Source organism: Pelagibacterium sp., from assembly GCF_048264985.1.
In the GTDB taxonomy this organism is placed as follows: domain Bacteria; phylum Pseudomonadota; class Alphaproteobacteria; order Rhizobiales; family Devosiaceae; genus Pelagibacterium.
This window is the reverse complement of sequence record NZ_JBLXCL010000018.1, coordinates 1-18,535: the sequence shown is the minus strand read 5'-3', so window position 1 is coordinate 18,535 and position 18,535 is coordinate 1. Positions and strand designations below refer to the sequence as shown.

Sequence of the window (18,535 nt, the reverse complement as noted above, 5' to 3'; positions counted from 1 at the left end):
GCCCGCGCCAAAGCGCAGCACATCCGTGTAGCTTGCCGACGTATTGCTGTTGACCGACTCGAAGATGGTGTCGACGCCGTCGCCTAGGTTGAACAGGTAGGTGTCGGTGTAGTAACTGCCGGTGAGGCTGTCATCACCGGCGCCGCCGGCCAGCAGGTTGCCGTTCGAGGTGCTGGCCACCTTCAAGGTGTCATTGCCCGCGTCGCCATAGAGCGTGTTGCTGCCCGTGCCGCCGTCGAGCGTGTCGTCGCCGACGCCCCCAACGAGGATGTCATTCCCGTTCTCCCCGTACAGACTGTCATTTCCCGCACCGCCAAACAGCTGATCATTGCCGCTGCCACCGCTTAGCTTTGCGCTCGTCCCGAGAGCGAACAGCACATCATCGCCGAGTCCGCCCTGAAGATCAGAACCGGCTTGGAGGTCGTCACCACTCGTGCTTTTTGAACCGAAAATTGTTGTGATGTGCGCGACATCTTCCGGTGTGAGCCTGTCATGTAGCGAACTCAAAAGATTCGATATCTCTCCAACAGGAACAATATTACCTAGTGTTGTGGATCTAAATTCTAAAAGGTCAATTACGGAGGTGGCGGGATCGCCGCTTTCTTCGAATAATCTGGCTAGCTCACCGAATTCGTAATTAATCCCGTTTTCATCAAGCACAAGCTTTATAGAGTCAGCGTATGGCTTTAATCGAGTCTGCAACAATAGCGCGTTGTAAACTGAATGTTTAAGCTTCTCATAAGCCTCGTTGAGCAGAGCGGCCTGGCCGGCGCTTACCAGCAAATCTTGCTCCGTTATGTAAAGCTCTGGTAACAAGACTCCTGCAGAAGTCGCCGGGGGCTTTTTCGTACTTGAACTGGCACCCGAATAAAACCTCAATTGGTCATTAGTATCGCTGCTCCCGCTAGGGTTTTTTTCGCTTGTAAACCTGAAGAAATCTTGACCATTGAAGACTTCGAGAAGGCTGATTCTCTCCAGAAGCGCCTTCTTCTCCAGCTGCTCTGCGTTAGGTTCCGACGGGCCATTAGTCCACTCTTCCCCTAGGGAAGCACCGCCGGAACTTGAACCTCCTCCCGCGCCAGCCGCGTACTCAGTAGTTGGCAGCTCCCAAGAGTATGCGAACCTAACGTCTGTCATCCCCATATCGATATCATCGATACGCTCGAAAAGCTTTTCGTAGTTGCTAGATTTGGCCCAGGCAGCTAACAAGCCGTCCAGCAGCGCCATCTGCTCTTCACGTGTTCCGGCTTGGCTATAACTTGCGAGAACAGCTCGGAGAGCGCCGTTCTGCATAGCAGCATCACGCAGGTCTCTAACTGCCCCGGAGCCACGCATGTCTGGAAGAGCCGCAACTTCGTCAGTGAGCACCGGCTTGTCAGTGTATTCACGATAGAAAGGATTGCTCGCCAGATCTAGGTTAGCTGCAAGACTTTGGTTGCCGTTAATAGTGCCTTCGGAGCCATCGCTGCGGACGAAGCTGCCTACAGCGCTAATAAGGTTTCCATTGGAGGATTGATTGGTTGCGGTCGAATGTAAATTGATGGCCGTGATGTCATGTTCGGCGAGGGTTTTGAGCTCGGAAACCTGCGCGACGCCATCCTGGTTAACGTCCTGCCAGACGCGTACGCTGGAGAACGCATCGTCTTGTGCATCAAAAGCGCCGTCATTATTAATGTCCAAGTCGCGAAGGGCGTCAAAGCCACTTGTGGCTTTCTGGCCATTCGACTTAACGGTGTCGACGCCGAATAGCTCGCTCCCGTTGTCGATCGCGCCGTTACCGTTACGGTCTAGAACCAATAGCCCGTCATCGCCCTTTACCCAGCCGGTTCCAGTTCTAAGACCGTCGCCATCGAAGTCAAAAGTGACGCCACTATTAGCCGCTAAAGTTTCAAGGCCATCTCCGTCTAAGTCCAAAGCCAGCGGATCCACACGCTGGACAAAGCTTACTGCGCTTAAGAAAATGTCATTGACACGAGCGTCAATCCCCAACTCACCATAGAGTTCGGCTAAAGATTTTTTCAACGAGTTAAGGAGATCGGTTATCTTATCGACGGAACCAAGATGAGGATCTGTTTCCGCCTCAGGGAGCCGATCACCGTCCGGCCGATTAGCAGTAACGCCATCTCCACCCAAGAGCTTATCCATGCTATCAATAAAGCCCAGCAGAGCATCTAGTGCGCTTCTATTTGCTTGCCGAGTCCACTCAGTTTGTTCAGCCTCGCTGGGTTCAGCAAACTGTACAAAAGTTATAATTTTAGAAAGCGCTTGACCTGCAATCTCGCCGATTTTACTTCCCGACAAAGCTCCTGTGGTTTCAATTGCAGTCCTCATTGTTTCAAGCATTTTTTGCTGAAAACTATGTGGAGGCATAGAGCCTTCATTTTCGGCCAGGAAATGCGCTTGATCCACTAGATAGTCAGAAACAGGTTTTAAAGACTCGTATTCCGACGCGAGCGAACCACCCGAAAGATTTGTTGTAGACATAGTAATATCCTTTTACATGGTGACTTTGTTGATTTTCCGCAGATAAGCGGCGTGTTCTGCTTTCTCACCGCCGGCGTGATCCATGAGCTCAGCAATGATCATTACGTAATTGTGAAAAATTATGGGACTCTCCATTGCCATTCTGTTGCATGTTTCATTCCTAAGATCAGAATGTATGCCGCCAGACATTTTGATGCGTTGCAAGGCAGAGGCCGCCCTCTGTCTCGCAGAGTCGGGTTTCATTTTCTTAGTTACTTTAATGATATGCCTGACCAGCGTGGTTTCTAACATAACGGAACAGCTTTTCGAATCGACATAGTATTTAGCAGCCAGATTTTCAAAGATCTTTGCTTGATCCAGATTTCCCTCGTTGATGAGGATATTGCTCAGGGCTAGCCTTCTCTCGGTACAGGTGCTAGTTTCCTCGTCGCACACGTTTTCTTTTAGATAGCCAGTCCCGAAGCGAGCCGTAAAGTCGGTGCCTGCATTTCGAATGAATACTTCTCGACTTTCACTCAGGTGTAAATTGGACGGATTGAAATATGCACTCACCCACATTTCGTCCCTGAGCCAGCGAGTCTCCCGCTCGGCTTCAACCACAAGCGCTTTGCCTTTCCAATAAATCCCAACTAAAGCTAAAAGCACAACACTCATAATCAGCAAGACTTTTTTCATTACGCACCAACGTTACGAGTTTTTTCATTATGGTTGATCATCAGAGTTTAGCTGTAGCTGTAGCTGTAGCTGTAGCTGTAGCTGAAACGCAATTCAACGATCGAGAATTTTTTTTACGCCTTCTACCAGGGCAACAGAAATACGGATTGACGCGCCAGGCGCTTTGATAACCCCTCCTTCGTTGACAAACTGACGTTCGCGAAGCGCAAATATTCCTACCAATAAATGAGAGCCTCGCTAACGCTCTCGAAGGCCTTCGCTGCTATATTGTTGTAACGGACTGAGGAAGTACTCGATCACGCGACGCTTATCGGTTTTCACCTCTGCACGCACAGCCATGCCCGGCGAAAGCTGAACGTCCCGATGATTAATTCGAATACGGTCTTCTTTCAGTAGGATTCGAGCGCTGTAAATGAGCCCCAGCTTCTCATCCTGAATTGCGTCACTAGAGACACTCTGAACAGTTCCGTTCAATACTCCGTATTTAGTAAAATTGAAGGTTTCTACCTTCACTTCTACGTCTTGTCCTGGGCGTACGAATCCAACGTCTTTGTTTTCCAGAAGAGCTTCAACTTCAACAGGCTGGTCTGTTGGAACGACCACCATCAATTGGAGAGCAGGCGTAACGACACCGCCTACGGTGTGGGTGGCTAGCTGCTGTACGGTCCCATCCACCGGAGCCCGTAAACGCTTGATGCTCTGCTGGTAAGTCGCTTTTGCCAGTTCCGAGGTAAGGGCGGCTTCTTTCTGTTCAGACTGGTGGAGAAGATCGAGCATCGCTTTACGCGTTTGTGCGACCACGCTCTCGCGCTGCCCTTGTGCTTCCCTCAGTGCTGCATGTAACTGCACGACGCTTGATCGCTGAACGCTCAACTGTCGCTCAAGATCGAGCCGCGCCTGTTCCTTCTCCAAGAATGCGTGACGCGCGATATATTGTTGAGCCAGAAGATCCTCATAATCTTCTGCAAGCTTGGTAGCGATCGGCAGCGTTCTCTCAAGGCTAGCAACCTGAGATTTCGCGGCTTGGATTTCGGCGCTGCGCTGGGCAATTTCCGCCTCAGCTAACTCGAGATTACTGTGATACTCCTGATACTGGCCCATCAGCCAACGTTCGGCACCAAGGCGCCGAGCAGCATCAAGTCCCTGAAGGGCGGCATTTGGCAAAGTTGGAGACGATCCTGTTTCGATTCCTCTTAGCATGGCCGCCGCACGTGCCCGATCAACTCTAGCCGCGAGTAAGTCAGCCTCTAATCGCTCAGAGTCAGCAGCCGCCGTCGTCGGGTCTAACTCAATAAGGACATCCCCGGCCGAGACGGATTGCCCGTCTCGCACATAGATGGTCTTTACCACCGCCGTTTCGCTGGATTGGATGACCTTGGTCTTGCCGCTTGGAACAATTTTTCCGGTGGCGGTGGCGACGACATCTATCCGACCAATGCATGCCCAGATCAACGCCAGCGTACTGAAACCGATCAACGTCCAAGTGATGATGCGGGGCGCCGGATGTACAGGTTTCTCTTGTAGCTCCAACGCAGCAGGGAGGAACTGAACTTCATGGGGCAGCCGTTTGGGCGGCTCCATCGCTCGGCGATTTTGCCAGGCATGACGCCACACTCTTCTATAGCGGCTCCAGAGTGTGCCGTTGCCAGCGTTCTCAGCATCAGCCATTTTGGCCACCCTGCATTCTGTGCAGGCGCGAGTAATGACCCGCCTGATGCGTAAGCAGTTGCGCGTGGGTCCCTTGCTCGACGATTTGGCCTCGGTCTACGACCACGATACGGTCGGCATCGCGCACGGCTGAAAGGCGATGCGCAATGATGATCACGGTTCGGCCTCTGCAAATTGATTGCATGTTCTGTTGGATGATTCGCTCGGATTCATAGTCGAGCGCACTGGTGGCTTCATCGAAGATCAGGATGCGTGGATTTCCAATGAGGGCGCGCGCGATGGCGATGCGCTGGCGCTGCCCCCCGGATAGGGACGCACCATGCTCGCCAACTATCGTGTCGTACCCTTCGGGGAGCTCGAGGATGAACTCGTGTGCTCCCGCCAGCTTAGCGACCTGCATGACGGTCTCGAGCGGAGCGCCTGGATCCGTCAATGCAATGTTTTCGCGGATGCTACGGTTGAACAGCATGTTGTCTTGTAAGACGACGCCGATCTGGCGGCGAAGAGAGGATACGTCCGCAAGCGCGAGGTCCATACCGTCGACCAGAACACGGCCTCGTTCCGGTACGTATAACCGCTGCAGCAGACGCGTCAGTGTGCTCTTTCCCGACCCTGAACGACCGACAACTCCGATTACTTCGCCCGCCCCGACGGTGAGGCTAACGCCGCGAAGAATTTCCGAGCCGTCTGGTCGGTAACGGAAATGAACCTGGTCAAATTCAATGTTTCCTTTCAACGGAGGCAGCGCGCTTCGTGCAGTCTGAGAAAGCTCGGTACGGGTGTTCAAAATATCGCCGAGGCGCTGAACCGAAACGCCCGTCTGTTGGAAGTTGGTCCACAGCTGGGCCAGACGAATGATGGGTTGGGATACACGCCCAGCCAGCATGTTGAACGCGATCAGTTGGCCTACTGAGAGTTGTCCTTCGATCACGAGCTGCGCCCCCATCCACAGGGTTGCGACAGTCACAAGCTTGCTAACTAAAGAGACGCTTTCGTTCGCGATGGTCGATAGGTTCTGGGTCTTAAAGCCGGCCGAGACGTAGGCGGCAAGTTGGTTATCCCATTTCCGTGCGACCTGTGGCTCCACCGCCATCGACTTCAGCGTGTCGATGCCATTTACCGTCTCCACCAAGAACGCCTGGTTCTCAGCGCCTCGAGCGAAGCTGTCGTTCAGGCGTGCACGCAACACTGGCGTAATGAGGAGCGAAATGAGGAAGTAAACCGGAAGAGACAACACGACGATCAAGGTCAGCCAGCCGCTGTAATAGAACATCACCGCGATGAACACTACTGAGAACAGTACGTCGAGAATCAGCGTAACGGCGTTGCCGGTGAGGAAGTTTCGGATGTTTTCCAGTTCGCGCACACGAGCGACCGAATCACCGACCCGCCGAGCCTGAAAATACGACAAAGGCAGCGTGATCAAATGACGGAACAAGCGCGAGCCCAACTCAACATCGATACGGCTGGCGGTATGGGAGAAAACATAGCTGCGCAATCCACTGAGCAGTGTTTCGAACAACATCACGCCGAGCAGGCCTATAGCGATGACGTCGAGTGTGGTGAGCCCGCGATGAACAAGGACTTTATCCATCACCACCTGGAAGAACAGCGGCGTTAGCAGGGCGAAGATCTGAAGGACAAACGAGACGAGCAGTACCTCGCCTAGAAGCTTTCGATACTTGACGATTGCCGGGATGAACCAAGTGAAGTCAAAGCGCGATGTCTCGCCTGGGGCACCCGCCTCAGTACGAAAGAGAATCAAGCTGCCAGTCCATCGCAGCTCCAGTTCTTCCAACGTCAGCACGGTGGGGCGCTGATCGCGTGGATCGTGTATCAGCGCTTTACCTTGGTCCAGGCGAGCGACAATAAAGAAGCCGCCTTTCTTATCCGCAGCGATAGCTGGTAAGGGGGTGCGCTCTAGCCGATCTAGCCGGCACTTTGCCGTCTTGGCCTTGAGCCCGAGACGCCGGGCAGCCAGCAATAGATCAGATTGGCTTAGGTGTTCGTTTGAATGTGCAAACTCATGCGCGAGCTGCTCGCTCGATGCGGCCACGTTATGGAAACGAGCCAGCATGACGAGACACGCCAAGCCCGAATCCAACGACGGTGAATCCTCAGGCACGTGGCCCGTTCCCTGCTCTGTCATTTCCGCGATCCCTGCGATACCGACCTCGACCGGTCAGTTAAAGATTATGTTGAAGTTGTTGCTAACATCCGGCAACTGGAGCAGATGCCAAGCAGCGCACATACTTCGAATGCTATTGCGTCCGGTGGTGGCGGAAGGCCGGCAAGCAATACGGTGGAGCTGCGCCATCTGCCGATCGGAGACATGGCATAGCCGGACTATCTGCCACGAGCATCGAGGGGGCCAATGTCGGGAGGCAGAAAGTCCTTGGAAGGGTCATATCCCTGCTTGCTAAAAGCAGCTAGCGCGTGAAGGTCTTCAGGGCTAAGCGTTCCAGCGTTTAGTTTTAAGGTGAGCGTCTCAAGGATGTAGTCGTAGCGAGCGTCGTTATAGTCCCTAACAGCGGCGTACAGCTGACGCTGCGCATCAAGTACGTCACCGGTGTTACGCGTCCCAAGATCAAGACCCACCCGATTCGCCTTCAGCGACTCCGCGCTCGAGCGGATCGTCTGTCGGCGAGCGGCGACCTGTACGACATTCGACGTCACGGCGCGAAAGGCGTTGCGAGTACGTTGCACGATCTCCCGTCGCGCATCCTCAAATTCGTCCCGGCTCTGTAACAGTCTTTCTGACGATTCCCGTGCCTGCGAGCTAATTGAGCCGCCAGAGTAGATCGGGATATTAAGCTCAAGCCCAACAGAGCCTTGCGCGACGTTTCCTTGATACTGACTCAACCCAAAATCGGTAGGATTGCTATAGCCAAAACTGTCGTTGTCTCCCTTTCGATAGGAGGCAACCGCATCCAGCGTTGGAAGATGACCGGCTCGGCTGCGAGCATAAGTGCGCTCTGCTGCCGTGACAGCATGAGCGCTCGCCTGCAGGCGCAGATTCTGCACACTGGCCAATTCTGTCCATGCTCGCGGATCAAATGGTTCGGGAGCGGCAACTGCTAGGCCATGGTCAATCCCGTCGATAGCTGAGAACGCGACCTGAGTCAGGCGGTAAATAGCTTCGTATGCGTCCTGCACTTTCTGCTCGGCCAACATACGATTGGCGTGCGCCATATCGAATGCTGCTTGGGCATCCAGCACGTCAGTGATGCTAGATACACCATCTCTCAACCGCGCCTCGGCCTGCGCCCGTTGTCCATCGAGTCCTGCTTCTTCGGCTTGGCTCGCAGACAGTTGGTCAAGTGCTTTCAGTGTTTCGAAGTAAGCTTTGGCGGCATTCAGGATTAGCTCCTGCTCCTGCGCTGCGAGTTCCAACTCAGCTTGATCAGCCGACGACTCAGCAGCCTTCAACTGATACCAACGGTCTAGACGAAACAGCGGTTGGGTGAGTCGTGCCTGAAAGACAATACCGCTGCGTTCACGAACAAGGCCTGGTTGATCACGATCCAGACGAGTCTTTTCGGAGGTAGCGCCTGCGCTCAGGTTTGGCAAAAGCCCCGCCCGTGCTTGCGGGACGGCCTCGCGCGAAGCTTGGAAAGCATGGCGCGCCGCTGATAGTTGGGCGTCGTTCTCTACCGCGAGTTGGTAAACCGATAGCAGCGTGGCGCGGTCTATTGCGCCAACGACTGGGGCCGCAAGGGACTGGAAAGACACCAGCAACAAACCCGTTGCTAGGAAGCGCGAGAAGTACATGATCCAACATCCGTGTCAGGCTGGAACTGAAGTCCAGTGAGGCGGCGGATGCTATTTGGACTGGCTTCGCATGGCAAGCCACAGGCTTAGAAACTAGACGAGTTACGGTGCGGCTTGTTGCCTGGGTCACGATTGAAGGCCTGCCCCTCGATTGGCGAAACCTGGCAAAACATGTCAGGAGGCGGTTTCGTGTGCTGGATATGGATTAGTTCTTTTGCTGTTGGCCATCTCCAAAGGCTTGATATGTGAGCTACTTGGCATCTGTTGCAGTTGCCAATAGTTTAGCGACACCATCAGTATCACTGTTATCTGGCCCAAGGCCTGAACCGCAAGGATGCGCAAATGGTTAAGCGGAGAGCAGGCCTAGTGCCTGATGATCTAACCTCATCGTTGGCCCAGTCGTTGTTTGTTCAAACAGCGTACTTCCACTATGGCGTCTAACCCGGCGGGCAGCGGCCGTGCTCGGCTGAAACCTGGCCCGGGGCCGGCTTGTTACAAGCTTGCAATTCTGGCAGGGGCGCAAGACTGCAATGTCTTGTCTTGAGCATATAGAGCGAGCTCAGACACCCTCTACAGCAGCGGATATGCAGGGTACTTTCTTGATAGACGCTCGTTTGCAGGACATATGTCTGATCCGCCGTGCTCAGGCTAGCCGTCCACCCTGACAAAATATATCTCTCCGTCTGGAGATCTCCTGCGAAAACAGATGAAATTCAATGTGGCGTTGAAGTCGTAACACTTCCTTAGCTCTAGAAATAAATTGGTATGCGCCACAGAAGGCTGATGACACTAAATCTGCCAGGTAGAAATGTAATCTCTGGAAGAATAGTAGTCAGGCTTGTTCGGCTTGATCTTCATTAACTATCTGGGAATGACTTGTGAAATTATTAAGCTATAAGAATAGGATTTACAGAGCGTGCTTATTGCTGTTTATTTTGACGCTGACTTTTTTTATCTACCATTCGATATGGGTAAGAAACCCTCTGCCTGCCGACGAAGAACTTATCACAAAATTTCAGCTACATCGTGACGACTTTACTGAGGCGGTGCGGCGCTACCAAGCCTACCCACGATCTCCTGATAAAGATCCATCCCTTTGGTTTACTGAGGGTGATACCTCTGATTTGCTCAAGCAGGCGGGAATCGAGGGTATCTCCAGCGCCGCCGGTGTGTGGCTCCCCGATCCGTATTCAGCCGAAACCGAGGTGAAGACCGATAATAAAATTCGGGATTTAGAGAGCGTTAAAGTTCTGGCTCAATACGCTACGTTACGAATAAAACCATCGCCCCGAGACAGGTACTATTCGAACACTCTGCGCCACGTCGTAGTTTGGAAAGACTTTTATTTCTTTCCTCAAGCACCACGGGTTGAGGAAGGCGAGCTGTTGTGGCCAGCGCGGGGCAGTGAGAAGCCCTCGATGCGAAGCAGGGTGCTGCCCTCTCTCAATAAATGGCCCGATCAATGGAAGAGGTTCGAGTGCGTTTATCGGCGGATAGAACCGCAGTGGTTCCTACGCATGTGCAACGGCCATTAAATAATTATGCAAGGAGCAATCATGAGCACAGTAACTTATCTGAAAAGCGTCACGAGCGGCGTCTACAGTGACGAAGCTTTCGGCTATATCGCTGCCATGACGGAACATATTCTCGAAGCATCAGAAATTCTCAGCATATCTGCTGGAGCCATCGCCGGAGCGATGATTGAAGAAAACCACGCTTACGGAGCGGAGGATGCACTGCTTGATTGGTACGCGGTTTCGAATATTGCATCTAGCGCCAATCGGGAAGCTTTTCGAGAAGCTTATGATCACGGACCGAGCGAAGCCGAGGCTTGGCTCGTCGCGAATACAGATGTGGCGACACCGTTTCGAACACATGAGCAATGGAAGGCGGATTTTGAGACGGTACAGGCAGATGCGAAGCCGTCTAGGTTGGACAAGATTCTGCATCCTTCGCTGATAGACGTCGGTCCAGCTAATTTCAAGATTGCCACCGCTATTGGCCTAGTCATCGAATATGCAAACAAGTATCCGGCTTTGGGGCTAGGTGTGTACCTTCGAGATTATGGTTTGCTCGTTGCGGATCTCATAGATAAAAACAACCCCCTCACTGCCAAACTCTATGGCCTCTACCTGAAAGAAGGCGCCGAACGGTTTTTCTTAGAAAATGGTGCATATGAAGGGCAATGGGAGAGTCTGCCGCAGACCCTCCGCGACGCTCTGCTAATCACTTATACCAACCGTGGCGAGCAGAACATGCTCGACTCTAAGAAGGCACTTTACGACGACAAGGAGCTGCCTTACGAGCCACAACCCGGGCTAACCGCCTCCGGTGGCATGAACCACTTGGAGAATGCGGCTGCTCTAGGGTCAGTACTGGGTTTGGATGGTTATGGCGAGGATGCGATAGGTGTAAAGGATTTTGCAGCGCAGGCTATGAGCCAAGATGGTTCTGGGCTCGCGCATCGCTATGCGCTGTATCACCTTCGCTATGTGGCCATCAATGGTCTGGATTTCAGCAGGCAGAACGTCAGCGGTGAGCTGAATCTCTACGATCCTCAGACGGGCCAGGGTGTACTTACAGCTGAGTGGATCGCTGACCGAGCCGCAATGATGTCCTGGCTCGTTAAGGACACTTCGCTGCGAGACCGACAACAGATTACTGATGCTCTTGCAACCGACGGCGTCGATTTCCAAGATTTAGCTTCGGGGCAAGAGGTGATCGTTCTACCTGTTCCAGTTGTTTCATTTATGCCAATCGTTCACCGCGTTTACTTTGGCGGCGATGGTACTGATGCTATTAGCGGAAACAAAGGCAACGACCGCCTTTACGGTGGTGGCGGCACCGACACGATCAAGGGTGAAGCCGGTATAGATTACCTTGAAGGCGGAAGCGGCAGTGATCAGCTGGACGGTGGCGCGGACAACGACACGCTGCTGGGAGGTAAAGGTGATGACGTCCTGATTGGCGGTGCCGGCAACGATATTCTCAAGGGTGGTCTGGACATTGATACCTACCAGTTTGAGGGCGACTTCGGCTACGACACGATCCAAGATATCGACGGTAAAGGCGGCATTGAGATTGACGGTATTACTCTCACCGGTGGGGAGAACGTATCCGAAGGGGTTTACAGAGACATGGTCACCGGCTGGACCTACACGCTAGCCGACAATGACTTGTTAATCCACAAGGGATCGAATGCTATTCGAATCGAAGGCTGGCACTCCGAACGTAACCTGGGGATCCGTCTAGGCAACGACGAGGAACCTGCAGCAGATAACACGATCACTGGCGACTTCATCAAGCAATTGGACGGCGCTCACTACATCACAACCAATACAGGTTATGCCAGTGCGGGCGCTCAAGCTGACACCGATGATGTGTTACTCGGCGGCAGCGACGCCGACAGTATCGTAGCGGGTGGCGGTAATGACGGCGTACTCGGCGGCGCGGGCGATGATGCTATCGATGGCGGCTCCGGTGACGATCTCTTGATGGGGGGACAAGGTGCCGATCGCATTTCTGGGGGCGACGGTATCGATTACATATTCGGGAGCGTCGGTGGATATCTAGAGCGACCTGTCGAAAGTGGTTTTAGCCCCGTTAACGCCTCAGGCCCAGAGCTGACACGCGGCTTCAACTGGGTAGTTTACCAAGGTGCGAAAGCGCAAGTTATCAAGGGATATGGCGCATCAAGATTAACCACTGTGGCGCAGGATGAAGGTAACTTCCTAGCGGGAGGAGCGGGAAATGACCATATAGATGCCGGAAATGGCGACGATACAGTTCATGGCAACCAGGATAACGATACGATTTCTGGGATGGCGGGGGACGATCTGCTTTTCGGCGACGAAGGCAACGACACGATCTACGGGGATGGTGTTCGCATTGCAGAGTACTTCGCTTATACCCCGCTGGAACGTGACGGCGACGACCTTCTGTTCGGTGGAGAGGGTAATGATTATCTCGTCGGCCAGGGAGGACGGGACAGAGTATTTGGTGGACAAGGAGAGGACATTTTACTTGGAGATGAGCGCTGGGATGAGTCGAGCGGACAGACGCCAGTTAGCTTACTGAATGATGACTATCTGGATGGGGGGGACGACGACGACTATCTCGAAGGCGGAGGTGGTGACGACATACTGATTGGCGGCACCGGTAATGACGATCTTTGGGGGGATGCTCCCGCCGACTTTCTGAGTGGTGCTAGCCATGGCCGGGATACGCTCGACGGCGGTGCGGGCAACGATACGCTTTGGGGCGGCGCCGATAAGGACCTTCTCAGAGGGGGAGACGGTGCGGACTTTCTTCATGGCGACGATAACGATCTTCCTGGGATCTATCACGCGGACGATCGTCTGGAGGGGGGCGAGGGTGAGGATGGGCTGTGGGGTGATGGCGGTAACGACATCCTAATCGGCGGTTCCGGCAACGATTGGCTTGCAGGAGAGGACCAAACAAACACCAGCGATATTACCTCGACGCTGGTTGGGGACGACTACTTAGACGGAGGAGACGGCGACGACGTGCTTATCGGCGGTAACGGGAACGATACCCTGGTTGGCGGAACGGGGGACGATCTGTTACTGGGGGGCGACGGCAATGACATACTGCTTTCAGGCCCCGGTTGCGACACGCTGCTCGGCGGGCTTGGCGACGATAACTACACCGTCGGACAGTCGTACGTAGCACCTAACGAGATAGTCGTAGTGCAAGATCAGGGCGGTACGGACGTACTGGTTGTCGACGGTGAACTGACTGAAAGTGATCAACTATTTAACCAAGGTGATCTCGTTCTGTCCTTTGGAAACACCGTTGGCGCACGCCTAATTCAAATAAAAGAGGGACTGAGGGGCAGCATTGAGCAGATAAAAATCGGGCAAGGACCAACGCTATCATTCAAAGAGTGGGTTGCAAAGAAAGTATCTAGCTCGGTGGCGCTAGCGAGTTCGAAGGCGGGAGACACCCTTTTTGCTGGTACTGGAGCCGACGTCTTTACATTAAGTCATTCTGGCGTAGCCGTTGAAACAGGCGGCGGAAACGACACCATAAAAATTGCTAGCAGCTCAATCTCTGGGATCATCGCAAGTTTCAACGAAGGGGACGGGGTTGACCTTATATCCGGAACTGTATCCAGCCTATCCTTACCTAGCCGTCAAGCCAACATAGCCAGGTTTGGCGAGGGCGTTGACTCAGCTTCGCTACAACTCATAGCTACACGTGGAACTTCTACCGAGGCCAGTCTATACGTTAGTTATGGTCGCGGCGACGATATGTTTAAGATAACTTTGTCGTCTAACTCATCAGGAGCCATTCTTCGACCGTTTGATCTTTTCGAGTTTGCGGATGGCAGCTCTTTGACTTGGGAGCAGCTTGCTGACCGCGGTGTTATTTACGACGCATCTATAGCTAGCTCGACAACGGCTGTTGGCACGCTACTCGGCGACAACATAACGGGCAGCGTCAGCGCTGATATAATTAAAGGCGGTAATGGTAACGATGTTATTGATGGTGGTGCTGGAAACGACACACTCAGTGGAAATAACGGCGCCGATACGTATATTTTCGGAAGGGAATCCGGTAGTGACACCATTAGCAATTCCGACAGCGACGCGCTAGGCGTTAACCCAGATACTATTGAACTGAAAGCCGGAGTTACACCGGATGAGGTATTATTCGAGCGATCGGGCAATAATCTAATACTAAAGATTAGCGGAGCACCTGATCGCCTCACGATCACAAATTATTTCAGTGCGGACGCCACAACATCCAGTGCTGTCGAGAGAATAGTGTTCGAGGATGGGACTGAGCTTGATATCAAGGCTATTAAGGATCGCCTCATTGTCCCTACCTCTAGCGACGACCTAATCACCGGCTATGCAACTGCGGACTTTCTTCGTGGCGAGCACGGCAATGATCAATTATATGGAGCCGCAGGCGATGACACGCTAGTTGGCGACTCCGGCGACGATTTACTAAGTGGTGACGATGGAAATGACCTGCTGATTGGCGGGAGCGGAGATGACGAGCTCCGTGGTGGTAAAGGAAACGACATTTTCCGTTTTGCTAGGGGATTTGGCACCGATACCATTGATGCCTATGAAGACACTGCAACGAAATTCGATGTAATCGACTTTTCGGATATCTTGTCTTCGGAAATTATTGTTTCTCGGGAGGGATCTTCACTCATTCTTTCAGTTCAGGCAACGAATGACTCAATTACCGTTATTAGTTACTTCGCTACTGAAAGTAATCAGCGCTCTAAAGTTCAAAATATTAAGTTTGCTGATGGTGTGGTCTGGGGCGTGGAAGACGTTCTTGCCGCGTCTCTTGTTGCAACGGATGGCAACGATAAGCTGTATGGTTTCAGCGCAGACGAAACGATTTATGGCGGAGGCGGGAATGATCATATCGATGGGGGTGCTGGCAATGACATTTTGGAGGGAGGTGCGGGTGACGACATTCTGAGAGGGGGGCTGGGCAACGACATCTATCGCTTTTACCGAGGTTTTGGCAACGACACGATTTCTTCAAATGACGGACCATCTACCAAAAGCGATACAATTTTATTTGCAGATATAACCGCCGATGAAGTCACTGTGTCCCGTCGGTCAAATGATTTGTTGCTTAGCAGCGCATCCGGGGATTCGTTACTTGTGGTCGGTTATTTTACCTCTGAAGCAAGTACGCTCCGTAAGGTCGAATTCATCAGATTCTCAGATGATATTGTCTGGTCAGTAAGTGACGTAAAACAGAGGTCGCTCATTGGAACATCTGGCGATGATTCGTTACTTGGTTTCGCTACTGACGATACGGTATTTGGCGGTGCTGGTAATGACAGAATCGAAGGGCTTGCCGGAAAGGATCTCCTCTTAGGCGGTGACGGTAACGATACGATTTATGGTAGCGGAAACGATACGATAGATGGTGGGCTCGGCGATGACGTATTTTACAACTACGATTCCAGTGCAAAAATCTTTCGATTTGAGCGGGGTGACGGTGTCGACGTTATCAAAGAGGGTTATGGAGATGTTTCCATAGAGTTCGGCGCGTCAGTAAAACCGGAAGATGTAATTATAAGCCGATTCGGATATCCAAGGCAGGACTCCCTTGTATTGACTATAAAGGATGGTGATGGTGTTTTGCTCAACGAGATTACCCTCTATAGCTATTTTAAGGGTAAGTATGGTATCGGCGAAATCACCTACAGGGACGGTACTGTCTGGGATGAGGGTTATATTCGGAATTCGTTGTTGATTGGTAGCGACAAAACAGACTCAATCGTAGGGTATGAGAGCGACGATTCGATCTCTGGAGGTGCCGGCAACGATACCTTGGAAGGGTTAGCTGGAAATGACTATTTAGATGGCGGCACCGGTGTAGATCGAATGATGGGGGGCGAGGGAAACGATACGCTGGCTGCAGGCGAGGGAGACGATTTTGTTTGGGGCGACTCTGGAGCTGACCACTTATCCGGGGCGAACGGGAATGATCGGCTCAATGGGGGGCACGGTAGCGACACGTACTGGATTCAAATAGGCGACGGCAATGACACCATCTCAGAAGAATATGACGGAACTTCTGGGGACATAGATGTCGTTTCTTACGGTCCTGGGATCGCTCTGACAGACTTGTCTTTTCACCGTGCGTTTGATCCGTCCAATGGATCACATCTCGTTATCCATAATGTCAAGGATAACAGCGAGCTTATCGTATCGGATTTTTTCTACAGCAACTCTAGGCGGGTTGAAATCCTGCGGTTCGAAGACGGCACTTCGGCTGACTTAGACTATATATTGAGTAAGCTCCAATATGGCGAACAGGATACGCTGTACGGCACTGCGGGCGATGACACATATATGGTCGACAACGAGCAGGACATTATTGTCGAATCTGCAAACCCGAGTATCGATACAGTAATCTCTTCGCGCACATACACGCTTTCAGATAATCTCGAAAACCTAACTTTGACAGGCTTCTTAAGTCTGGATGGAGTTGGAAATAATCTAAACAATTATGTTGTTGGAAATAGCGGCGATAATGTGCTTCGTGGTAAAGAGGGAAATGATACCGGAGTTGGTGGTTCTGGCGATGATATCTATTATGACTTCGAAACGGTAATAGAGAGTCACGGCGAAGGTATCGACACCTGGTACGCTTTTTATGGTGGGGTGCTGCCGGATAACGTTGAGATTGGCTACTTAGGTAACGGTACTGGCATTTATTACGGGCAGTCTATCACTCTTATTGGAAATGAGCTGGATAACGTTCTATACAGCCGAAATAATGGTACCCAAAACGACCGGTTAGATGGCGGCTTAGGCGCCGATACGATGGTGGCTCGTGGTCGGGACTCGGTCATTTTCTACGTAGATAATCCAGGTGATGTGGTTGTGGCTTCTGCGTATGGAAACAGGTATGACTCTGTTCGTAGCACCATAGATTATAGGCTAGGCGACTATATTGAAAATTTGACGATGACTGGGAGCCAAGCTATTTCGGGAACAGGAAATGGTCTCGATAATACGATTGATAGCACTTCCTCTGCGGCTAATAATGTTTTGGTTGGCATGGGTGGGAATGACAATTTACGCTCTAACTTCGGCGCTGATAGTTTGGATGGCGGAACGGGTGATGATAGATTACGGGGCGGGATAGGCAATGATTACTTAATCGGAGGTGATGGTAGCGATATTTACCACTTTGCTGCAGGTGATGGTCAGGATAAAATCGATAATCTTTCGAGTGCTGCAACGGACAACGACATCCTAGTTATCGAGGGTAGAGCTCATAGCGAGCTTTGGTTATCACGGCAGGGCAATGACTTGATAATTGATTTGGAAGGATCGGATGATAGTCTTACAGTGCTGGATTGGTATGCAAACGCCTCCCAGCAGTTAGACTCGATTCAAGCGGCTGGCTCAACCTTGTATGCGACCGAGGTCGACAATCTTGTTAATGCCATGGCGGCCTTTGGCGCTCCGGTCGGCGGAGAGATAAGTCTGAATCAATCCCAGCGTGATCAGGTCAACGCGGTCATCGCGGCAAACTGGCAATAGCTCTTAGGCTAGGAAAACAGCCCACCATTAACGGTGGGCTGACTTTTGAGACAATCCCAACGTCGACCGCGTCTCTGCCTTGTCGGCTCCGGTTTGTACCGACCTATGGAAGCGCTGCTGCTGTTGAACGATAACGTCATTCAGGTGAGTTTTTTTGGATGCCTTCGAACCGGCTTTAATGTCGATAGAGATCAGGGAGGTTTCCTGCTTTTTTCCGGAGCGGACGCAATTGGCTGACCCTTTCCGATGAGGATTGGCAACGTCCGGCCAAATGCTACTCACCCTAATCGGCCTTTATCCGTCGTTTACACGATCTTAGTGAGCGACCCGCTCATCACGACGATCTGCGATCCTCGGAATCTTGCTGAAGACGAGGCATCGTGTAGTGTCAACGTACCTCTCAATCACGTAAAGAGTGTCGCCAACGTCGATACCCAGCTCTTGGAGTGCTTCATCAGGAATGCGGATGGCTCCATCACCACCCCAGTACTCGATAGTCACTTGTTTAGTGCCCATTTGCTAACTCCCGCGTCATGATCGCCTGCGATGTGGGTGACCCTAGACTAGTCAGGTCGACAGCCGAATTCCTACGCTGTTCAGGCAGCTCTGGTGGGAAAGCGGGCACGGATCAAGGGCAGCTACTGGCCGAAACAAGCGATCGCGACTACTCCCCCGCGTCAGCGATGAGCGCCCCATAGGGGCGAGACCGCCCCGGCCGGCTCGATGCGCAGCACGCCAGCGCGACCCGGCCCTGCCGGGTGACGCCCAATCTTTTGCTCTTTTGCTCTTTTGCTCTTTTGCTCTTTTGCTCTTTTGCTCTTTTGCTCTTTTGCTCTTTTGCTCTTTTGCTCTTTTGCTCTTTTGCTCTTTTGCTCTTT

9 protein-coding genes are annotated in these 18,535 nt (G+C 52.3%); 2 read left to right on the top strand and 7 right to left on the bottom strand.

Going from position 1 to position 18,535, the window contains the following annotated elements; genetic code table 11:
- The 5 genes from ACN0TA_RS18310 to ACN0TA_RS18290 all read right to left on the bottom strand — a co-directional run.
- A partial coding sequence (locus ACN0TA_RS18310) for a calcium-binding protein (RefSeq protein WP_417585660.1) occupies positions 1 to 2,484 on the bottom strand: 2,484 nt, incomplete at its 3' end.
- A gap of 12 nt (positions 2,485 to 2,496) precedes the next feature.
- Positions 2,497 to 3,159 carry a hypothetical protein gene (locus ACN0TA_RS18305; protein ID WP_417585658.1) on the bottom strand — a complete coding sequence of 221 codons (663 nt, stop codon included), beginning with the start codon at positions 3,157 to 3,159 and terminating at the stop codon, positions 2,497 to 2,499.
- Between the two features lie 237 nt (positions 3,160 to 3,396).
- Entirely contained in the window at positions 3,397 to 4,827 is a 1,431-nt protein-coding gene (locus ACN0TA_RS18300; RefSeq protein WP_417585656.1) for an HlyD family type I secretion periplasmic adaptor subunit, read from the bottom strand.
- Positions 4,820 to 6,976, bottom strand: coding sequence for a type I secretion system permease/ATPase (locus tag ACN0TA_RS18295; RefSeq protein ID WP_417585654.1), 2,157 nt, complete (start codon positions 6,974 to 6,976; stop codon positions 4,820 to 4,822). The genes ACN0TA_RS18300 and ACN0TA_RS18295 overlap by 8 nt, the downstream gene beginning before the upstream one ends.
- A 197-nt stretch (positions 6,977 to 7,173) precedes the next feature.
- Positions 7,174 to 8,598 carry a TolC family outer membrane protein gene (locus tag ACN0TA_RS18290; protein WP_417585652.1) on the bottom strand — a complete coding sequence of 475 codons (1,425 nt, stop codon included), beginning with the start codon at positions 8,596 to 8,598 and terminating at the stop codon, positions 7,174 to 7,176.
- A 923-nt stretch (positions 8,599 to 9,521) separates the two neighbouring features.
- Between ACN0TA_RS18290 and ACN0TA_RS18285 the strand changes: the two genes are divergently transcribed.
- Together ACN0TA_RS18285 and ACN0TA_RS18280 are read left to right on the top strand one after the other, a co-directional pair.
- Entirely contained in the window at positions 9,522 to 10,133 is a 612-nt protein-coding gene (locus ACN0TA_RS18285) for a hypothetical protein (protein WP_417585650.1), read from the top strand.
- A gap of 21 nt (positions 10,134 to 10,154) precedes the next feature.
- A complete protein-coding gene (locus ACN0TA_RS18280; protein WP_417585648.1) occupies positions 10,155 to 17,657 on the top strand; it encodes a calcium-binding protein in 7,503 nt (2,500 codons plus the stop codon).
- A 315-nt stretch (positions 17,658 to 17,972) separates the two neighbouring features.
- Here ACN0TA_RS18280 and ACN0TA_RS18275 read toward each other — a convergent pair whose 3' ends face one another.
- Together ACN0TA_RS18275 and ACN0TA_RS18270 are read right to left on the bottom strand one after the other, a co-directional pair.
- A complete protein-coding gene (locus tag ACN0TA_RS18275) occupies positions 17,973 to 18,173 on the bottom strand; it encodes an AbrB/MazE/SpoVT family DNA-binding domain-containing protein (protein WP_417585646.1) in 201 nt (66 codons plus the stop codon).
- Positions 18,174 to 18,334: 161 nt separating this feature from the next.
- A partial coding sequence (locus ACN0TA_RS18270; protein ID WP_417585644.1) for a hypothetical protein occupies positions 18,335 to 18,535 on the bottom strand: 201 nt, incomplete at its 5' end.

Excerpts from the sequence above, each read along its gene's own strand:
- ACN0TA_RS18290 (WP_417585652.1), bottom strand. The coding sequence starts at position 8,598 with ATGTACTTCTCGCGCTTCCTAGCAACGGGTTTGTTGCTGGTGTCTTTC.
- ACN0TA_RS18275 (WP_417585646.1), bottom strand. The coding sequence starts at position 18,173 with ATGGGCACTAAACAAGTGACTATCGAGTACTGGGGTGGTGATGGAGCC.
- ACN0TA_RS18280 (WP_417585648.1), top strand. The coding sequence starts at position 10,155 with ATGAGCACAGTAACTTATCTGAAAAGCGTCACGAGCGGCGTCTACAGT.
- ACN0TA_RS18305 (WP_417585658.1), bottom strand. The coding sequence starts at position 3,159 with ATGAAAAAAGTCTTGCTGATTATGAGTGTTGTGCTTTTAGCTTTAGTT.
- ACN0TA_RS18295 (WP_417585654.1), bottom strand. The coding sequence starts at position 6,976 with ATGACAGAGCAGGGAACGGGCCACGTGCCTGAGGATTCACCGTCGTTG.
- ACN0TA_RS18300 (WP_417585656.1), bottom strand. The coding sequence starts at position 4,827 with ATGGCTGATGCTGAGAACGCTGGCAACGGCACACTCTGGAGCCGCTAT.